At 42.7% G+C, this 18,054-nt stretch carries 14 protein-coding genes; 11 read left to right on the top strand and 3 right to left on the bottom strand.

Annotation, left to right across the window (positions count from 1 at the left end; all coding sequences use genetic code 11):
* Positions 1-131 precede the first annotated feature (131 nt).
* Positions 132-524: a large-conductance mechanosensitive channel protein MscL gene (mscL, locus tag FC07_RS06505; protein WP_057904319.1), complete on the bottom strand. Its 393-nt coding sequence runs from the start codon at positions 522-524 to the stop codon at positions 132-134.
* A 128-nt stretch (positions 525-652) separates the two neighbouring features.
* Between mscL and rlmN the strand changes: the two genes are divergently transcribed.
* Positions 653-1,729 carry a dual-specificity RNA methyltransferase RlmN gene (gene rlmN, locus FC07_RS06500; protein WP_057904318.1) on the top strand — a complete coding sequence of 359 codons (1,077 nt, stop codon included), beginning with the start codon at positions 653-655 and terminating at the stop codon, positions 1,727-1,729.
* Positions 1,730-1,836: 107 nt separating this feature from the next.
* Positions 1,837-2,301, top strand: coding sequence for an NUDIX hydrolase (locus tag FC07_RS06495; RefSeq protein ID WP_057904317.1), 465 nt, complete (start codon positions 1,837-1,839; stop codon positions 2,299-2,301).
* Between the two features lie 48 nt (positions 2,302-2,349).
* Here FC07_RS06495 and FC07_RS06490 read toward each other — a convergent pair whose 3' ends face one another.
* A complete protein-coding gene (locus FC07_RS06490) occupies positions 2,350-3,690 on the bottom strand; it encodes an HD domain-containing protein (RefSeq protein WP_057904316.1) in 1,341 nt (446 codons plus the stop codon).
* Positions 3,691-3,859: 169 nt separating this feature from the next.
* Between FC07_RS06490 and FC07_RS06485 the strand changes: the two genes are divergently transcribed.
* The 6 genes from FC07_RS06485 to FC07_RS06460 all read left to right on the top strand — a co-directional run bounded on the left by FC07_RS06485 (position 3,860) and on the right by FC07_RS06460 (position 12,137).
* The gene (locus tag FC07_RS06485) at positions 3,860-4,306 is read left to right on the top strand and encodes a YwiB family protein (protein WP_057904315.1); all 447 of its coding nucleotides are present in this window, start codon (positions 3,860-3,862) and stop codon (positions 4,304-4,306) included.
* 25 nt (positions 4,307-4,331) lie between these two features.
* Positions 4,332-4,544: a hypothetical protein gene (locus FC07_RS06480; RefSeq protein ID WP_057904314.1), complete on the top strand. Its 213-nt coding sequence runs from the start codon at positions 4,332-4,334 to the stop codon at positions 4,542-4,544.
* A 120-nt stretch (positions 4,545-4,664) separates the two neighbouring features.
* A complete protein-coding gene (gene rpoE, locus FC07_RS06475) occupies positions 4,665-5,288 on the top strand; it encodes a DNA-directed RNA polymerase subunit delta (protein ID WP_057904313.1) in 624 nt (207 codons plus the stop codon).
* A 286-nt stretch (positions 5,289-5,574) separates the two neighbouring features.
* The gene (locus FC07_RS06470; protein WP_057904312.1) at positions 5,575-7,173 is read left to right on the top strand and encodes a CTP synthase; all 1,599 of its coding nucleotides are present in this window, start codon (positions 5,575-5,577) and stop codon (positions 7,171-7,173) included.
* 90 nt (positions 7,174-7,263) lie between these two features.
* Positions 7,264-10,227 (top strand): alkaline phosphatase family protein, encoded by a 2,964-nt coding sequence (locus FC07_RS06465; protein ID WP_057904311.1) that lies wholly within the window; start codon positions 7,264-7,266, stop codon positions 10,225-10,227.
* Positions 10,228-10,376: 149 nt separating this feature from the next.
* A complete protein-coding gene (locus tag FC07_RS06460; protein WP_057904310.1) occupies positions 10,377-12,137 on the top strand; it encodes a hypothetical protein in 1,761 nt (586 codons plus the stop codon).
* A gap of 67 nt (positions 12,138-12,204) precedes the next feature.
* Here the strand turns inward: FC07_RS06460 and FC07_RS06455 are convergent, their stop codons facing one another.
* Positions 12,205-14,244: a glycosyltransferase family protein gene (locus FC07_RS06455; protein WP_057904309.1), complete on the bottom strand. Its 2,040-nt coding sequence runs from the start codon at positions 14,242-14,244 to the stop codon at positions 12,205-12,207.
* Between the two features lie 145 nt (positions 14,245-14,389).
* Here FC07_RS06455 and FC07_RS06450 point away from each other — a divergent pair, with 145 nt between their 5' ends.
* The 3 genes from FC07_RS06450 to FC07_RS06440 are packed head-to-tail and all read left to right on the top strand — an operon-like array spanning position 14,390 to position 18,021.
* Positions 14,390-15,673, top strand: a complete 1,284-nt coding sequence (locus FC07_RS06450) for a glycosyltransferase 87 family protein (protein WP_057904308.1) — start codon at positions 14,390-14,392, stop codon at positions 15,671-15,673.
* Complete coding sequence (locus FC07_RS06445) at positions 15,663-16,763, top strand: acyltransferase (RefSeq protein ID WP_057904307.1); 1,101 nt, start codon at positions 15,663-15,665, stop codon at positions 16,761-16,763. Before FC07_RS06450 ends, FC07_RS06445 begins: the two co-directional genes overlap by 11 nt.
* A 4-nt stretch (positions 16,764-16,767) precedes the next feature.
* Positions 16,768-18,021: a glycosyltransferase family 39 protein gene (locus FC07_RS06440; RefSeq protein ID WP_057904306.1), complete on the top strand. Its 1,254-nt coding sequence runs from the start codon at positions 16,768-16,770 to the stop codon at positions 18,019-18,021.
* Positions 18,022-18,054 lie beyond the last annotated feature (33 nt).

The following is an 18,054-nucleotide window of genomic DNA, read 5'->3' as shown; positions in this document are numbered from 1 at the left end:
CCATGATTGCTTAATTCAAAATCTAAATTGTCTAACTTTTCTATTGCACTTCACACTGAAGTGACCAGCGTGACAGCCGCTTTTTGTGTGGGATTCTTAAAGGAACTACCAGGTGGGCACTTCGCTGGTGACTAAGCTTGTTTATCTTGTTCAGCCAATAAGTCACGAATTTCCTTTAAATAAAGTTCAGTTTGCGTAGGTTCTGGTTCGGCTTCTGTTTCAGCTTCGTGATGGCCCAAGGTTTGGACTTTCTTAAGACCTTTGATCAGTAAGAAAACCACAAACGCAATAATCAGGAAATTAATAATATCATTTAAAAACAGGCCGACTTTGAAACGCGCTGGTCCAATCGTGAGGATAATGCTGGATAGATCCACTTTCCCAACCACTAAGCCGAGAATCGGGTTGATCAAGTTGGTGGTTAAGGATTTAACAATGGTGGTAAAGGCGCCACCAATAATAACCCCAACTGCCAAGTCCATGACATTGCCACGCATGATAAACTCGCGAAATTCTGTTAACATGAAAAACACACCTTTCTTTTCCTCCATCATAGCAATAATTGAAATCCGGGGAAAGGAATAACTTGTCAGAAACCAGAATTTAGCATAGTATGTTACCTTGAAGAAGACAACGGAATAGTGAGGAAATTATGCAAAAAACATCGATATACAGTTTAACCAAACCAGCGTTACAGGACTGGTTGGTGGAAAATGGTGAAAAGAAGTTTCGTGCCACCCAAATTTGGGACTGGTTATATGTGAAACGTGTCCGCGCCTTTGAAGACATGTCGAACTTGTCCAAAGCTTTGGTGGCGCAAATGGCGGCAACCTTTACGTTTAGCCCGTTAAAGCCTTTGGTGGTCCAAGAAGCGAAAGACCATCAAACGACAAAATATTTATTCCAATTAAGTGACGAATTAATGATCGAAACGGTGCTGATGCGTCATGATTATGGCTTGTCCGTGTGCGTGACCACGCAAGTCGGCTGTAATATTGGGTGTACCTTCTGCGCCAGCGGTTTGGTGAAAAAGCAACGGGACTTAACCACCGGTGAAATCGTGGCCCAAGTTTTACAGATCCAACATTATTTAGATGATCAAGGCGAAGGCGAACGGGTCAGTCACATTGTGGTGATGGGCATCGGTGAACCATTTGATAACTTTGATAATGTGATGGGCTTTTTAGATATTGTTAACGACCAAAAAGGCTTGGCCATTGGTGCACGGCACATTACGGTTTCCACCAGCGGCTTGGCCAACAAGATTCGCGACTTTGCGGATCGTGATTCTCAAGTCAACTTAGCAATCTCATTGCATGCACCGAACGACGAATTGCGCAGCCGTATTATGCGGATCAACCGAACTTGGAATTTAACCAAGTTATTTGACGCCATTCATTATTACTTAGATAAAACCAACCGCCGGATCACCTTTGAATACATTATGTTAAACGATGTCAATGATCATCCTGAAGAAGCCCATGAATTGGCGAACTTGCTGAAAGATATTCGGCACTTGGCTTACGTGAACTTGATTCCGTACAACCCAGTGGCTGAACATGATCAGTATTCGCGCAGCCCTAAAAAACGGGTGATGGCCTTTTATGACGTTTTAAAGAAAAACGGCATTAATGTGGTGATCCGTAAAGAATTCGGCACAGAAATTGACGCAGCCTGTGGTCAATTGCGAACTGAAAAGATGAAAGAATTAGACAACATTCAAAAATAGTTTGGCGAGGCGCACTGACAAGGGTTGGTGTGCTTTTTTTGGTTTCATTTGCCTGAGACCTGTTCTATAATGTAAGGCAAAGTAGGCCAATAAGGGGGCTCACAGCGATGCATGATGAAATTGTGTTTGGTGAAAAAAATCCTGACATCGACTATCAACGACGTGTTGGGGCGTATATGGTGATTCCTGATGAAACGGAGACTCAGATTTTGATCGTCTCCCCGCCCAATCAGACTTTTTTGTTACCAGGTGGCGGCATCGAGTCGGGTGAGACAGATGTGGCAACCATTACCCGAGAATTGGTGGAAGAAACTGGCGGGGTGGTGGATTTTTCCCGTTATTTAGGCACGGCTAGCGAATATTTTTATTCAACCTTTCGCCAGCAAGGCTTTTATCACCCGGCCCATTTCTACGCTGGTAAAAACTATCGTAAAACCCAGGCACCATTAGAAGGCGACTTTAACCGTATTTTATGGTTGCCGATTGAAGAAGCGTTAACCAAGTTAAAGCGGCCAACCCATCGTTGGGCGCTGGAGCAGTGGGTGAAACGGCCCCAAGCTGAATATGATTAAATAATAATAGGCGTTGCACTCGGTGATGAGTGCAACGCCTATTTTAAGTTAGTCAATCAACGCATCATTTAAAATATGATGCTGAAATTCTTGATAAGTGCTGGCAAATAAATTGTCCGTGGTTTCGGCCAACATTTCCTTAGGGAAGAAGAAACGTTCGTCGCCGGTCATTTTACCGCTAATGGCAGCCACCACGTCGCTTAAGGTGGATAACTCGATCAAACTGCCGTCGGGTTGGCTGATTTCAATTTGGGTTTTGGGATTTGCCGCATGTGGATCATAAGCGTCATAGGGTAAATCGAAACTGTTGTTAATCGCGGTGTAGTAGTCGGCATCGTAACCCACGGCGGCTACTAAGCGCTTGAGCTCAGGTAACAGGTGAACGGTTGCTGGGGTGACTTGGGCAGATTTAAAGGGCCGGCGGTTTAAGAAGCGTTGGGCCAAATCACTTAAAATTGGATCAGAGGCGCTTTGCCATTGAATAAAGTAAGTCGTCAGGACACCGTCATCTAAATTTAAATAGTCGTTTAAGGTAAAGTCGTTTTCCAGAAAAGGCACCAGCAAGTAAGGTACGAAAGCAGCGTCCAGCTGTTGGTGTTCGTACAGATATTTAGCCCGCTGTAACAGGTGTTCCAAAATCACTTCCATGGCGCGGGAAACGGGATGGAAATAAACCTGTAAGTACATTTGAAAGCGACTGAGCACATAGTCTTCAACGGCGTGCATGCCATCCATGGCAAAGGAGATCCCATCTTGATACGGGCGCATCACCCGCAAGATCCGCGTTAAATCAAATTTACCGTATTCGGTACCGGTGAGGTAGGAGTCGCGTAACAAGTAATCCATCCGATCGGCGTCGATTTGGCTGGAAATGATCTGGACCACTTGCGGGTTAGGGTAATCATGGGTGATCACACTGGCCACTTGTTGGGGAAATTCATCACTCACTTGCCGCAATACTTGATTCACCTCTGTTTCAGGAGAGGTGAGAATTTTAACGGTTAAGGCTTCATGATCCGTGTGAAAAATATGTTCAAATGTATGGGAGTAGGCCCCATGACCAATGTCGTGCAGCAAAGCGGCGCACAGCACCACTAAGCGCTCTGAATTGTCCCAACCGCCGTCACCAGGGGTTTTAGTGGGATAATTGCGGGCAAAATTCTCACAGATCTGGCGGGCAATTTCATAAACGCCTAATGAATGACCAAAACGACTGTGTTCCGCGCCGTGAAAGGTAAACAAGGCGGTGCCCAACTGTTTGATCCGACGCAGCCGCTGAAATTCTTTGGTATTAATTAAGTCCAAGATCAACTGATCAGGGACGTGAATGTAGTTATGCACAGGGTCACGAAAAACTTTCTCGCGGCTTAAATGTTGTTGATAAGCCATGTTATCGGCCACCTTTACTGAATAATGATTGCTTTCTATTATAACTTTAAACTGTGGAAAAGTCTTTGGCGAGCGCAGCAGCAGTTGAAAGACCTTTTCCGTTTAACTTTGACCAATTTTGATTTATAATAGGTCTAATCACAAATCAAAGAAAGCGAGGTTTGGCGAAATGGATATTTCAACTGGTTTACCAATTGCAATTCATTTGGAAACCGTTGTGACACAAGATGGTGATGCAACGCAGCATGTTTTTGATGAACAGGGGCAACTTGTCCAAATGGGCCAAACTTTATATATTCGTTATAAAGAAACGTCCGAAGATGATCACAGCTTGATCCCAGTCACTTTAAAAATTGAACCAGATGGCGATCTGAAATTGACCCGCGGAGATGTGACCAGCGGCCAACGCCTACATTTACGATTTAGTCGCAATACCCGCGTGATTGCCCGGTATCAAACGCCTTACGGTGAAATTCCCATTGAAACCGTCACCCCACGGTTAGATGTGCGGATCAAGAATCGGCCGGTTTCCGGGGAAATCTACGTGGCCTATCAATTATTTGCGGGCAACGATCACTTAGGGGATTATCGGTTGCATTTGGTTTTCACAGCCTGATTTTGATCAGCAAGAAGGGGCCGTCATGAATCCTAAGCAGGTTAACCACGCGTCAAACGCAATCGGAACTGCCGCGATTCGGGCGCTGTTACGCATTCGCAAACGTGAGGCGGCTGCGCAACAAGAAACCATTGCCTTGGTCATGAACGGGCAACTGCAACAGGCACTTGCTCGTGAAAATTCGCCATCTGTCGACCTAGATAGCATGATGGCTGAAATTGATCAGGCAGACAACTAACATTGAATTTGGCATACAGCAGCACTGGGCAATCTACTTTGGTAAATTGCCTTTTAGTGTTGCCTTTTTAAAAAAAAACGCGTATTATTTAGGATAGACTGCTGAAAGGACGTGTACCTGTTGGAACTCGACGTTTTTAAAGGACAAAAGAAAAACGAATTATCAATGATCGAAGTGGCACATGCTATTTTAGAGCAAAAAGGCGATGTGTTGCCATTTGCAGATTTAGTGAATGCGATTCAGAATTATTTAGGTGAAAGTGATGCTGAAGTTCGGGCTCGTCTTTCCCAATTTTATACGGATCTTAACGTTGACGGCAGCTTTATTTCTTTAGGTGAAAACGTCTGGGGTTTGCGTTCCTGGTACCCTTATGATTCCGTTGACGAAGAGGTTAACCATCCTGAAGATGAGGAAGATCAACCAAAACGTAAGCGGCGTAAGAAAGTCAACGCCTTCTTGGCCGACGTTGCAGACGATGACGATGTCATTGATTACAACGATGATGATCCAGAAGATGACGATAATGATGATTCTGATTTAGCAGATGAAGGCAATTACGACGATGATGACGATGCCGAAGACGGTGACGCTGTTGTGGGAAATGCCGATAAGTATGCCACCGATCTTGGTGATGATGCAGACGATGCGGATGATGAAGCCGACTTGCCAGATGGCATGGAAGGTGAATTGTCAGAATTTGATGCGGATGACGATGATTTTGATGACGACGATGATGAAGCTTAATGTCAAATAGTTGAGGCGACTCAGCTATTTTTTTGTAGGCGCATTTTAACTGCTGCTACTTAAGAAAATGACTTTGAAAATCATTTGCCAATGCGCTTGACGCCAAACTGGTTTCCATGTATTATATTGCTTGGGCGCTTTACTGCTAAGGTGGTAAAGCCAGTGGTTCGATGATTTGGCTCCCCGTTCGCTGGAATGGGGAGTCTTTTTAATTTTGTTGCGTCGAGGCTTCCCAATTAGTTTGTTCGGTAAAAACCATCATTATAGATAAAGAAGGAGTTTTGATATGACCAAGTATATCTTTGTAACCGGCGGTGTTGTTTCTTCTCTCGGTAAAGGGATCGTTGCCGCATCCCTAGGACGTTTGTTGAAAAATCGAGGTTTAAAGGTAACCATCCAAAAATTTGATCCCTATATTAACGTTGACCCCGGCACCATGAATCCTTACCAACACGGTGAAGTTTTCGTCACGGACGATGGCGCAGAAACGGATCTTGACCTTGGTCACTACGAACGGTTTATTGATGAAAGTTTAAACCAATACTCAAATGTTACAACAGGTAAGATCTATAGCGAAGTCTTACAAAAAGAACGGAACGGTGACTACTTAGGTGCGACGGTTCAGGTCATTCCACACATTACAGACGCATTGAAAGAAAAAATCATGCGGGCTGCGAAAACCACTGATTCTGATATTATTATCACTGAAATTGGTGGGACGGTTGGGGATATTGAATCCTTGCCATTCGTTGAAGCCATTCGTCAAATGAAGGCTGAAGTGGGCCAAGACAACGTCTTATACGTTCATGCCACTTTAATTCCTTACTTACGTGCTGCTGGTGAAATGAAAACCAAGCCAACCCAACATTCTGTTAAAGAATTGCGTGGGATGGGGGTTCAACCTGATATTTTGGTGGTTCGTTCTGAAAAACCAATTACAGAAGATATGCGTAAGAAAATCGCCTTGTTCTGTGATGTGAAGCCAGAAGCCGTGATTGAATCATTAGATGTCGATACGTTGTATCAAATTCCATTAAACTTACAAGCACAAGGCATGGACGATTTCGTCTTAAACCACTTTGGGTTAGAAGCACCAAAGGCTGATTTAAGCGATTGGTCGAACTTGATCGAAAAAGTGCAACACTTAAAGCAAACCACTAAGATCGTGTTAGTTGGGAAATACGTTGAATTAAAGGATGCTTACATTTCAGTCGTTGAAGCCTTGAAGCATGCTGGTTATGCTTTTGATTCAGACATTGAAGTTACACGGATCAACGCTGAAACGGTTAATGATGGCAATGTGGCCCAAATTTTAGGCGACGCTGACGGCCTGTTAGTCCCAGGTGGCTTTGGTGATCGTGGGCTTGAAGGTAAAATTGCGGCGATTCGTTATGCCCGTGAAAACAACTTGCCATTCTTAGGCATCTGCTTAGGCATGCAAATGGCCTGTGTTGAATTTGCCCGGAACGTGGCTGGCTTAAAGGACGCTGGTTCAACTGAAACCCGCCCAGACACCACCCAACCAGTGATCTCATTAATGGCTGACCAAAACGCTACGGAAAACTTAGGTGGCACGTTGCGCTTAGGCTTGTATCCTTGTGACTTAAAGGCAGGTTCTGTTGCAGCAGCGGCTTACAACAATGTGCCTGAGATCCAAGAACGTCATCGTCATCGTTATGAATTTAACAATGACTACCGTGATTTATTAGCCAGCAAAGGCTTAGTCTTCTCTGGGGTTTCACCTGACAACCGGTTGGTTGAAATCGTTGAATTACCAGAAAACGACTTCTTCGTCGCTTGCCAATACCATCCAGAATTTATTTCACGTCCAGAACGTCCAGAAGGCTTATACAAAGCCTTCATTAAGGCTGCTGGCAAATTCTAAATGCGAATTTCAAAATAACGCCGATTTGGCGTTATTTTTTTGCCTTAAATACGTATAATAAGAAGGAATGCGTTTATTTTGGGGGGTATCATGAAAAAGCAAACTGTTGTAACAAAATCACCGTTGCCCTTGATCCCATTAGTGGCAGGGTGTTTACTGGCCTGGCATTTGGTGCTGGTCAATAGTGTCACACCACCGATTATGGTGCAGTCCACTAGCCGTTACTTGGCCTATTGGCTAATGGTGCTGATCAGTAGTGTGGGCTTAAATCTGTTGGCACTGTATTTAGGCTATCGCGCCACACCCACCGGGCAGCCGTGGCGTCAGCTCGGTCACTTCGGCTATTATTTAGTCGGTGCTGGGTTGATCAGCGCCGTGGTAGTCGGCTTAAGCTTTCACGAATTGTCCGCTCGCGATCTCTGGTTGCCTTGGCTACCGTTTAGTTCCAATCGGTTTCCGTGGGCCACAGGGCTAGTAGGCTGGTATTTGGCCGGCCCGTTGATTGCCCGCCAGTATCAACGGTTAACAGCACAAGCTCGGCATGTGTTCACGCTGGTATTATTGGTGTTCATGCTAGGCTTGCCCTTTCTCTTTGGGCAGCCGTTATGGGGGATTCAAACTGCCAATGATCCTCTGTGGACAGGGAGCCTATTTTTGTTAGGCCAATTGTTCGCTCAAGGGGAATTACGCTGGCTCACCAAATCGCGCCTAACCAGCGGAATCATGCTGGTTACCTTGGTTTTAGCCGGGGGTACAGCGTGGCTGAATCCGATTCACCAAACGGCTGCTAACTTGACGGGCCGCTTTTATGCACCGCAGCAGTTAAATATGGCGTTGTTTAGTTTAGCCTTATTTGGTGGCCTGATCGGGATTGCCCAGCAGCATTGGCAAAGCTTGCAGCTACGGCGTTGGCCCAATTGGTTGGCATTTGTCAGTTATGTGTTGGCGACGTTACCGGAAGTGGGGTTTCGCTTAGATAAAAACTTGCATGTGCCAGCAAATTTACTAGCCGGTGAATGGTGGCTGCTGATGCTAGGGGCGACTGGTTTGTTCATCGCCATTGTGGGCATCGTTACCGCAGTCTTAATGGCCGGTGCGCACCTCCCAGTCATTCAACGCTGGTTGACCCGACTGACGATTCAGCAGGCCAGCGACTTTTTAAAGGCACCGGCACTGGTCCAACGGTTAGCGCGGGAGAACTGGCGGCTACTGTTGGCCATTGGCACAGGGCTGGTGCTGACGTTTAGCCAAATGATCATTATTCGCTTAACGTTTTTGCCTTGGAATTGGGTCCTATTGCACACCTTTTTCACACAATATTATAACCGCTGGCTGTTAAATACCTTACTTTTTATAGGCGTATTTTATTTGCTTTTTGCCTTAATGAATCGCTTTTGGCCAGCGCTGTTGCTGACCAGCGGGCTATCCGTGTTGATCACCGTGTCTGAATTTATGAAAATTCGGTTGCGGGATGAACCGATTTTACCTAGTGATCTCACATCCCTAAGCGCCTTACAAGATGTCTTTCAAATGGTATCGCCGCTCCTTTTGATCGGGGCTGGGGTGGTACTGGTAGTGCTGATTGCGGCCAGTCTCGTGTTGCAACGGCATTTAGGCGGACTGTACCAGCGGTCTTGGCGGCCACGAGCACTGGCGGTGGTTGCGCTGAGTTTGTTATTAGGGTCAACTTATTGGGCCAATCAAAGCAGTTCGTTTGCGGGCGTGATTTTTCAGGCCTTTGGTGTCACGCCGTTTTATTTAAATCAAAATAGCAGTGCTCGGAACAATGGCCCAGTGGTACAGTTCATTGAAAATTTGAATACCACGGCCATGGCTCAACCGGCTGGTTATTCACAGGCCACGATCAACCAGTTAATGCGTAAGTACGATCATGTGGCCCAAAAATTAAATCGGACGCGCTCACAAACTTTGAAAAATCAAACGATTTTGTTTGTGCTTAGTGAAAGTTTTAGTGATCCCAATCGGGTGCCGGGGCTGCAAGTCAAACCGAACCCGATACCGTATTTAACGCAACTGAAGCAACAAACCACGTCCGGGTTAATGCTCAGCCAAGGGTATGGCGGCGGTACGGCCAATATGGAATGGCAGTCCTTAACCGGGTTAGCGTTAAGCAATTTATCCAATACTGTTGCCACGCCTTATACCCAGCTGGTGCCAAAGCAAAAAATTGCCCCGGCTTTTCCACAGCTTTTTGACCACCGGATCGCCATTCATCCGTATAATGCCACCTTGTATAACCGCAAGCAGGTGTTTAAAAAGTTTGGTTTTCAACAGTTTTATTACCAAGGCAGCGCAGATCAGCTGACTTATCAACACCCCTTGGGGAGTAGTCCCTATGTGTCGGATGCGTCAGCTTATGCACAGGCCTTAAAAGTAATCAAACAACCCCAAAAAGGCTCGAAATTTGTTCAGTTATCCACCATGCAAAATCACATGCCGTACGCCAATTATTACGGGCAAGGCACGTTTAACATTACGGGTAATGCCTTTGATAGCAACCGGCGGGATAATGTCCAAACCTACGTACAAGGTATTCACTACACTGATCAAGCGCTAAAACAGTTTATCCACAAGGTGGACAACATTAAAAAGCCGGTTACCGTGGTGTGGTATGGTGATCATTTACCATCGCTGTATAAAACCAGCTTGATGACCACCAATCCAATTCAGTTACATGAAACTGATTATTTTATTTATAATAATCAGTCGCATAAACTGACGAAAACCCACCAATTGGTCAGCGCCTATTCCTTCCCAGCCTTGGCTTTGTCCAATGATAAGTTGAAAGTCACGCCATACTACGCCTTGCTCACCAAGGTGACGCAAGACCTACCGGCCATGACCACCAACACCGCCGATAGCAAGGTGAACAGTTTTAACGGTGGCAATTTGTTTGTGGCGCAAAACGGCCAAGCCGTTAGCACCAATCAATTAACCCCCCACCAAAAGCAACTGTATCACGATTATCAGTTGATTCAGTATGATTTAGTCGCCGGAAAACAGTATGCCGCGAAGTGGGCGCAGGAAAAATAAAGTTGTTAACATTGAATCCAGTGCAAGCTGGGTTCTTTTTATTTTGAGTTGTATATTTGTTTTGTGAATTTCGTTAATATATTATGATGATTATAAGAAATTAATGAACAAATATTTTAAAACTTAATTTAGTAAGGAGTGACATGATTATGAAACTAACAAAAATTAGTCTTTTGTTAGCTTGCCCGTTCACTTTGGCAATTTGTGCGGGCCACGTTAAAGCAGACAGCGTGACAACCACAGCTGATCCGGCTACCATGCTAGTCGCGACGCAACCTGCGACGGACTCAACCGTACCAACTGTTTCCGCGACAACTGATCAAAATTTAACTACACCCACTGATTCAGAGAACCAAAGCAGTGATTCAAAGAATGAAAGCGATGCCTATATTGGTGCAGATTCAGCGGCAGTTGCAAGCGATGCGGCACAATCACTAGTTGTACCTGAGACCGATACAGCAACCCAAACAACGAAACCTGATACAGCCGGTGATCACACAACCACTGAGCAAGCAACCGTTCGTGCTGTGAATGAAACGAGCAGTCCTGACTTGGCCGAGGCGACGGCAGAGGCACAAACACCAGCCATATCTGATGCCAGTACAGCCACTCAAACGACAACCTCTGATACAGCCGATGATCACACAATCGTCGATCAGGAAACGGTTCGTGCTGTAAATGAAACGAGTAGCTCCAACTTAGCCGATGCAACCACAGACGTATCAGCGGCAACAGTGACAGATTCAGGCAGTCAACCGCTGGCATCTGAGACAAGTGATGCTGAGCAGGCTGATGATCAGGACATTATTCCGGAAACAGGGACCTGGACTTTTTACGCACCGTTTTATGCGCGTGCTGCGGCGGAAGCTTCCGCTGAAGTAGTCACCACATATGAAGCCGGGGACGTGATTGATTACACGGGCACGGTCGTTGCTGGTGGCGATATTTGGCTTAAGAATCAGTCAGCCGCCGGCATTGATCAATACACGGCTGTTTTAACTGAAAGTGGCGGTGGTATTGGCACGTCGATTATTCCGCTATCAGGTAACTGGACTTTCCATGCCACTTATTATGGTTATGCCGCAGCCGATACAACTTCCGAAAAATTAGCGACTTATCAGGATGGCGATGAAATTCATTACACAGGGACCAAAGTTGGTGAAAATAAAATTTGGATTGAATACAAACCTACCTCAGGTGCAACCCAATATATTGCGGTGTTAACTGATGCGGGGAAGTCAATTGCAACTTCAATCTTACCAATGACTGGTAGCTGGACTTTTTATGCACCATTTTATGGTTATGCATCAGCAAGTATCACAGCTGATCGCTTAGACACGTATCATGCTAATCAAATTATTCAATATACAGGGTTAACGGTAGCTGAGAATAAAATTTGGTTAGAATATCAACCTGCAAATAGTGCGATGCAATATATTGCTGTTTTGACTGAAGGTGGTGCGGAGATTGCAACCTCTTTACTTCCTTTATCTGGAGATTGGTCGTTTGATGATACATTTTATAGCTATTCAGAAACTGCTACGACATCAGATGTATTGGCAACTTATCAGGCCGGGGATAAAATTCATTTCACAGGTGTTAAAGTTGCAAATCAGCTTATTTGGCTAGAATATCAACCAACAACTGGTTCAACAGAGTATATTGCTGTTTTAAAAAATACCGGAGAGACTGTTCCAACGTCAATTATTCCAATGTTTGGTCAATGGACGTTCGATATGCCGTGTAAAGCCTACAGTGCGCTTGACTTAGCAGCAACAGTAATTAAGGAATATCAAATTGGAGAATCAATTGACTATACAAGTATTGTCAAAGAATCAAATTATATCTGGTTGGTTGCAGTTGTTGATGGTGTAACGCAATATTTACCAATATTAACAAATGATGCTTAGTCGTAGAAAAGTGGTAGATAAATGTGATAAAAAAACCAATTGGCAATCTCGCCAATTGGTTTTTAGTTTACGTTGATTTACGTCTCAAATAGGTGAAACCAATTAATATTAAACCAATACTAGCACTGGTACCCATAAATAAATTGCGATACGTAGTTGGCGTTATCAGTGGTTGTTTATGATGTAACTGAACACGATATTTGACGTAATAGTTTGGTTTAAGCGCAGTCGTTGCAAGCTTAAGATACGGGCTATGTGCAAGCGATAAATTTAAAGGCCAAGTGCCACTATTATGTAATATCAATTGATATTTACCAGCTGGATTAACATGCTTGAGCTGGATTTTACCAGGAATCTGGTTGGACCACTGCTGTTTAGCCTTTTGTAAGGTTATTCGAAGTGTTGGGCCACTCTTGGCTAAATCGCTAGCAACAAATCGATTATACCGATTTGGAATATTTAATGTTTGCTGATAAGTTTGTCCTGGCGCTAACACCAAGTGACTCATTTGAAAATAGCCAGGTACATTTTGCGTGATGACAGGATTGGTTTGTGCATCGTATTTTTGTAAAGGTCGAATCTGATCAGCGTTTATAAATTGACAGAGCAACAAGGCACTTAGGCTTGTATAAACTAAAATAGGCTGATGAGCTAGCTTATTGGTTGGTACTTGCGCAATCCCCGAAGCCGCAAGCCCAATTAAAATCGGAACGGTCAGGAAGGCATAGCGTGCTTCAACCTCCCAAAACAAAATGTGCAAGAAGAAAATCCCTAAAATACCAAGGCTGAACAAAGTTTGTTGGAATGTTGGCTGACGTAAGCCCCTTAATAACGCAAAAATTGCAAACCCAAGTAAGTTGATATAAATAATTTGGACAATGTTTGCCAGTAATGTTTGCCAGCCTTTTTGATGTTGGTGCAAAGTGATAGGTAATTTGGTGAACTGATCTGGCCAAAAAAGCATTCCCATTGTACCAGTTGACCACATTGTAATTGTTTTGCGTCGAAACTGCTTGAATAAACCATCGGTTCCTAACTTTTTTAATCGGCGATCAAGCGCTTTTTTTACAGCTTTTTTATTTTTCTTAACGCTGCCAAGTCGCGTCGTTTTATTAATATCCTTTTGTGAAAACGCACCTTTTGATTTTTTATTAAGTCCCATTAAAGTCCAGGATTCAGTTGGAAAGGCACTTGCAGGATTAGGATCATAGCCATAATTTGTTGCGATTTGTCGACTAAGTGCACTACCACCTAATAAAAGGCCCACACCTATAAGTGCGGCGATGAAGGTGTAACTAATTTGACGTAGATGATGTTGTGTTAACAAGAGTGCCATTAAGCTAGCAATACCAAAAACAATTGTATTGCCCTTGATCAAATACGCAATTGTAAAACTAAGTAAAGCACCGCTGGTTAGTAAGAGCTTAGGATATAATCTTTTTTGCTGCATGGCCAAATCAAGACAAGTAAAACACAGCATTGGATATAGTAAGACGATGCCGTCGGTATAATAATTCAAACTGTAAACGGTAATAGGTAAAAATAAACCACTTAATAGCAACGTCATCGTTGCGCTGATCGGGTGCAGATGACGTTTGAACCACCACCAGACAAGCGCTAGCGCACCATCAATGTGAACTAGCACAATGAGATTTAAAAGACGACCGAAAATAAGACCTTGGCTCATGCCTAAAAAGTGCATGGTAGCCGCAAAAATTAGTGTGATGTTAACGTTATTTGGGTACCAAGAAAAATAGCGGAACCAATGTTGGCTACCGTGAGCCAGTGCAGTTGCTTGTAGGCGGATTGCAGCAGGATCAAGTGCACCAAAACCAACAATATGCCAACCTAACCATAGTTGACCGCCAAGTATAATAACTAATAAACCGATTTGAAACCATTTATGGATCAAATCGTATTTTTTTAGCAGTCCACTGATTGCAATCAAAATGCAAGCCATGACCAGACTGAAAATTAGTAGGCTAAAGGGTGGAAACCAATGGAGCTTAATTTGGCGATCTACTGGATTGAAAAAAGCAAACCAGGTGATACGACCAAGTATAATGGCGGTTAAGCCAAGTAAACAACGCCGAAAAAAAAGTTGCATAAGCGGGTTCCTTTCGTAAAATAGCATGTTTTAAGATTAACCGCTTTAAAATAGCTTTTCAATCATAATTTTAAAAAAACGGTTCCCATTTGAAAATCAGACTGTGCTATTCTGTTAACATAATATGAAGAGTGGGGAAGCAATTATGCATCAAAAGATGATTAAAGTAGTGTCAATATATTTATTGATAAGTGTCATTATTGTGGAATCATTATGTGCGGCCACATTTTGGGGGAAATTTGATATTCTGACCTATAATTTTCCCTGGGCTAAACTTGCAGCAAGTCGTTGGCTACAGCTCTATCAGCCGCATTATGCCGGTGGTTATCTAGTTAACTATCCACCACTTCTGCCGACACTGTTTTGGCCATTTGGCAAAATTATCAATTTTTTTAATTTGAGTTTAAGTAAAGGTAGTGGCTATCAATTGGCCAGTGCGTTTCTAACCATTAAATTTCAGGCTATGATTTTTCATTGGCTCATTGCAGCATTTGTATATTGGAAGTCGCATTCTAAGATAATGGGATTAGGTTTAGCTAGTTTAATATTGATCAACCCAGCATTATGGTTTAATGCTGCCTTTTGGGGACAATTAGATACGGCATTGATTTTTTTCATTGTCTTAAGCTTTTATTATTTAAGTCAACGGCATTTTTATTTAGCAAGTTTTTGGTTTGGTCTAGGTTGTTTGGCAAAACTACAATTTTTTTATTTAGTGCCATTATTTGGACTTACGCTACTGGTATTAGCAAAATGGCGTCAAACAATTTATGCGGTCTGTCTTGTGATTGGGGTCAATATTTTAGGTTGGTTGCCATTTATGATTGCAATGCGCCAAATTACACTACCTATCAAAGTTATTACCAGTAGTCTAAATCAATATCCAGAATTGTTTGCGAATGCCTTTAATGGTTGGGCAGGTGTCCTAAAGCCACAAATGTGGTATCGACGTCTGAAAATGACGAATCACATTTTTGGCCGTGTTACGTTTAGTCAGTTTAACACTGTCGTTTTAATCTTGATTGTTGGGGGACTCTGTTTACTATTTTTACAGTATTGGCGTCAAAAACGTCAAAACTTACCAATTGCGTTGATTGGTGCTATTTATAGTGGTTTTATCTTTTTCTTTACAACAGGCCAGCATGAACGGTATCAAATGGGAATGTTGGGTTTTGTAATCTTATGGGTGTTGTTGCAAAATGAGTGGCCGTTAAGTCGATCATTGGCCACATATGGCTGGTTTACATTCATTATTTTTATAAATGAAATTTTTGTTTATTTATCAATTTATTTTAATACAAAAGCGTTAACAACTTTTAATCAATTATTACGTGTGGGTGGGGTCATTAACACATTAATGTTCATCATTTGGGTGGGGTTAATTATTTGGCAAAGAAAACAACAAGGGAGTCAAAGTGATGAAGGATAAACTAATTGGCCGTCAAAGTGGTTTGGATTTACTGCGCTTTTTTGCGATTGGTTGTGTTGTTGTCAGTCATGCGTTACCTGAGAAAGTTAAATTCTTAAAATTATCAATATCAGAACAATGGTTTAATGCCGCCATGATTGCAATTGGACATTTTGGGGTGCCTATCTTTTTTATCATATCGGGCTATTTTTTACTAGATCGCAATTATGATTCATCAACTGCCATTAAAACCTTTTATTTGAGACGCTTTATCCCCATGCTGTTAACCTTTGAAACGTGGGTACTAGGCTACTCAGTCTTTTTAAAGTTTTGGTTACATCGACGATTAGATCCCTTACAAATTTTTTTGGATATGACCTTTATTTCGCAACAAGGTCGAGTAGGAATCGGGAATTATTTCTGGAATTATTGGTTTATACCAGCTATTCTCGGACTTTATCTAGCCGTACCATTTGTGGCACGTGCTGTTAAACAGTTTCCACGCAAAGTGTTATGGGGAATTTATCTGTTAGTTGTGAGTCAAACCATGTTGATTCCGACGGTTAATTTATTTTTTAATGCGCAAGGTAAAACCGGCTTTTCGGTTTCGCAATTAGACCTATCCTATTTTGGTGCGTTAAGTGCAACCTATTTTTTTGCAGGCTATCTTTTAAAAACGGCACAACATAAGTTGCCTGTTTGGCTTGTTTTACCGGGGACTTTAGTCTTGAGCGGCATTATTGTTGCAACTCAGTATTTTTTCCAATTTACGGATTACACACATTTCAATGGTGGTCAGTTAAATATGCCTTATGAATATATTTTGTTGTTACCTTGTGGCTTGGGATTGGTTTATTTAGCAACGAAGATATCATTACATTTTTATTGGTTGCGTTTTATAGTGTATCGGCTGGCGCAGCTTTCAATGGGTGTCTTTTTGGTACATCGGTTTTTTAGCCTGATTTTAATTCGGATACACTTTTTACAACATGAAACGGCTACTATTCAAACGGTAGAAACTTGGTGTGTGTTAATGGTTTTGAGTTACTTGGTCGTTTATGTGATTAGTAAATTGCCCGGAATAAATCGCTGGTTATTATTAGGACGGTAGAAAATTGAAAAAACAATTAGGATTTGAAAAATTTATATTACTTCTGTTTGGACTGGCGTTGATTGCCATTATGCCATTGGCAGTGGCGGTGTTTCCAGATGCTTATCACCATCATTTGTTTTTATTAAGTCGCTTTTATTTGGTTTTAGGTACTTTGGCGATTGGTTTTGGGGTGTTAAATCTTGCGCGTTGGTTACAACGACAATCAGCTAGTCGCACTCGAAAGATTGCCCTAGCGATTGCGATAATCAGTGTCATGATTCAGGTTTGGTTAGCGGTTTATATTTTAGGAGATAACATTTATGATGGGATGGACACGCGTTTTCAAGTGGTAAACATGTTACATGGTTCACGACAGTGGATTCCATATTTTCATGAGTTAGCTGAAAACAATGTACCACTAACATTAATTGAATATTGGTTGTTGGCGGGATTTAAGTGGCTACATGTGAACGGTTGGATCGGGTTAAATATCACCTTGTTCATTTGGCTCGATTTAACGTTTGCAATGTTATGGCAACTTTTAAAACGGCATTTAGGCTTGGCAATTGCAACGGTTAGTTTACTAATAGCAGCCGTCTATTTTCCATTTTATGGTTACGCCTTATTTTTCTATACTGATGGTTTAGCGGTTTTATTTCCAGTTTTAACACTTTGGTTGTTAGAACGTTATCAACAAACAAAAAGTACGGTGAAGCGTTATGGCTTAATGGTGATCATGGGGCTTGCATTGTGGCTGGCCTTTTGGATCAAAGGGAATAATGCTATTTTATTGATTGCACTGGCAATCGTTATGTTATGGCAACATTCCTTTGGTTGGCGCAAAGCCGTTCTGAGCCTAGCAGTCGTCGGGGTGATCTTTGCAGGTGGTTTACAAATTGGCCCTAAAATTGAGCAGTATTACGGCTATCATCAACCGATGACACAAAAAATGCCAGCGTTAACTTGGACTATGTTAGGTTGGAATTTTGAAACTCAGGGTTCCAGTAGTCATGCGGATACTGGTATGGTGCAGCATCAAAAAGGGTATGCACAAAAGCAGGCACTGATTAAACGTACTTTAAAACAGCGCTTATTAAAAACAAGTCCGCAACGGCTGGCTTATCATTTGATCCGTAAACTCAGTCTAATGTGGGCATACGGTGGCTTGGACGTCCAAGAGACGCTTAATCAGGCGCAACACTATCCTAAAATTTATCAGTATTTATATGGTACTAAAAAGGCCTGGTTAGCTTCTGAAGTGCCCTACAATTGTTAGACAAGAAGTCTAATGATTGTGGGGCTTTTCTTA

The organism is Loigolactobacillus bifermentans DSM 20003 (assembly GCF_001434575.1).
Taxonomy (GTDB): domain Bacteria; phylum Bacillota; class Bacilli; order Lactobacillales; family Lactobacillaceae; genus Loigolactobacillus; species Loigolactobacillus bifermentans.
This window is presented reverse-complemented; position numbering and strand designations above follow the sequence as displayed.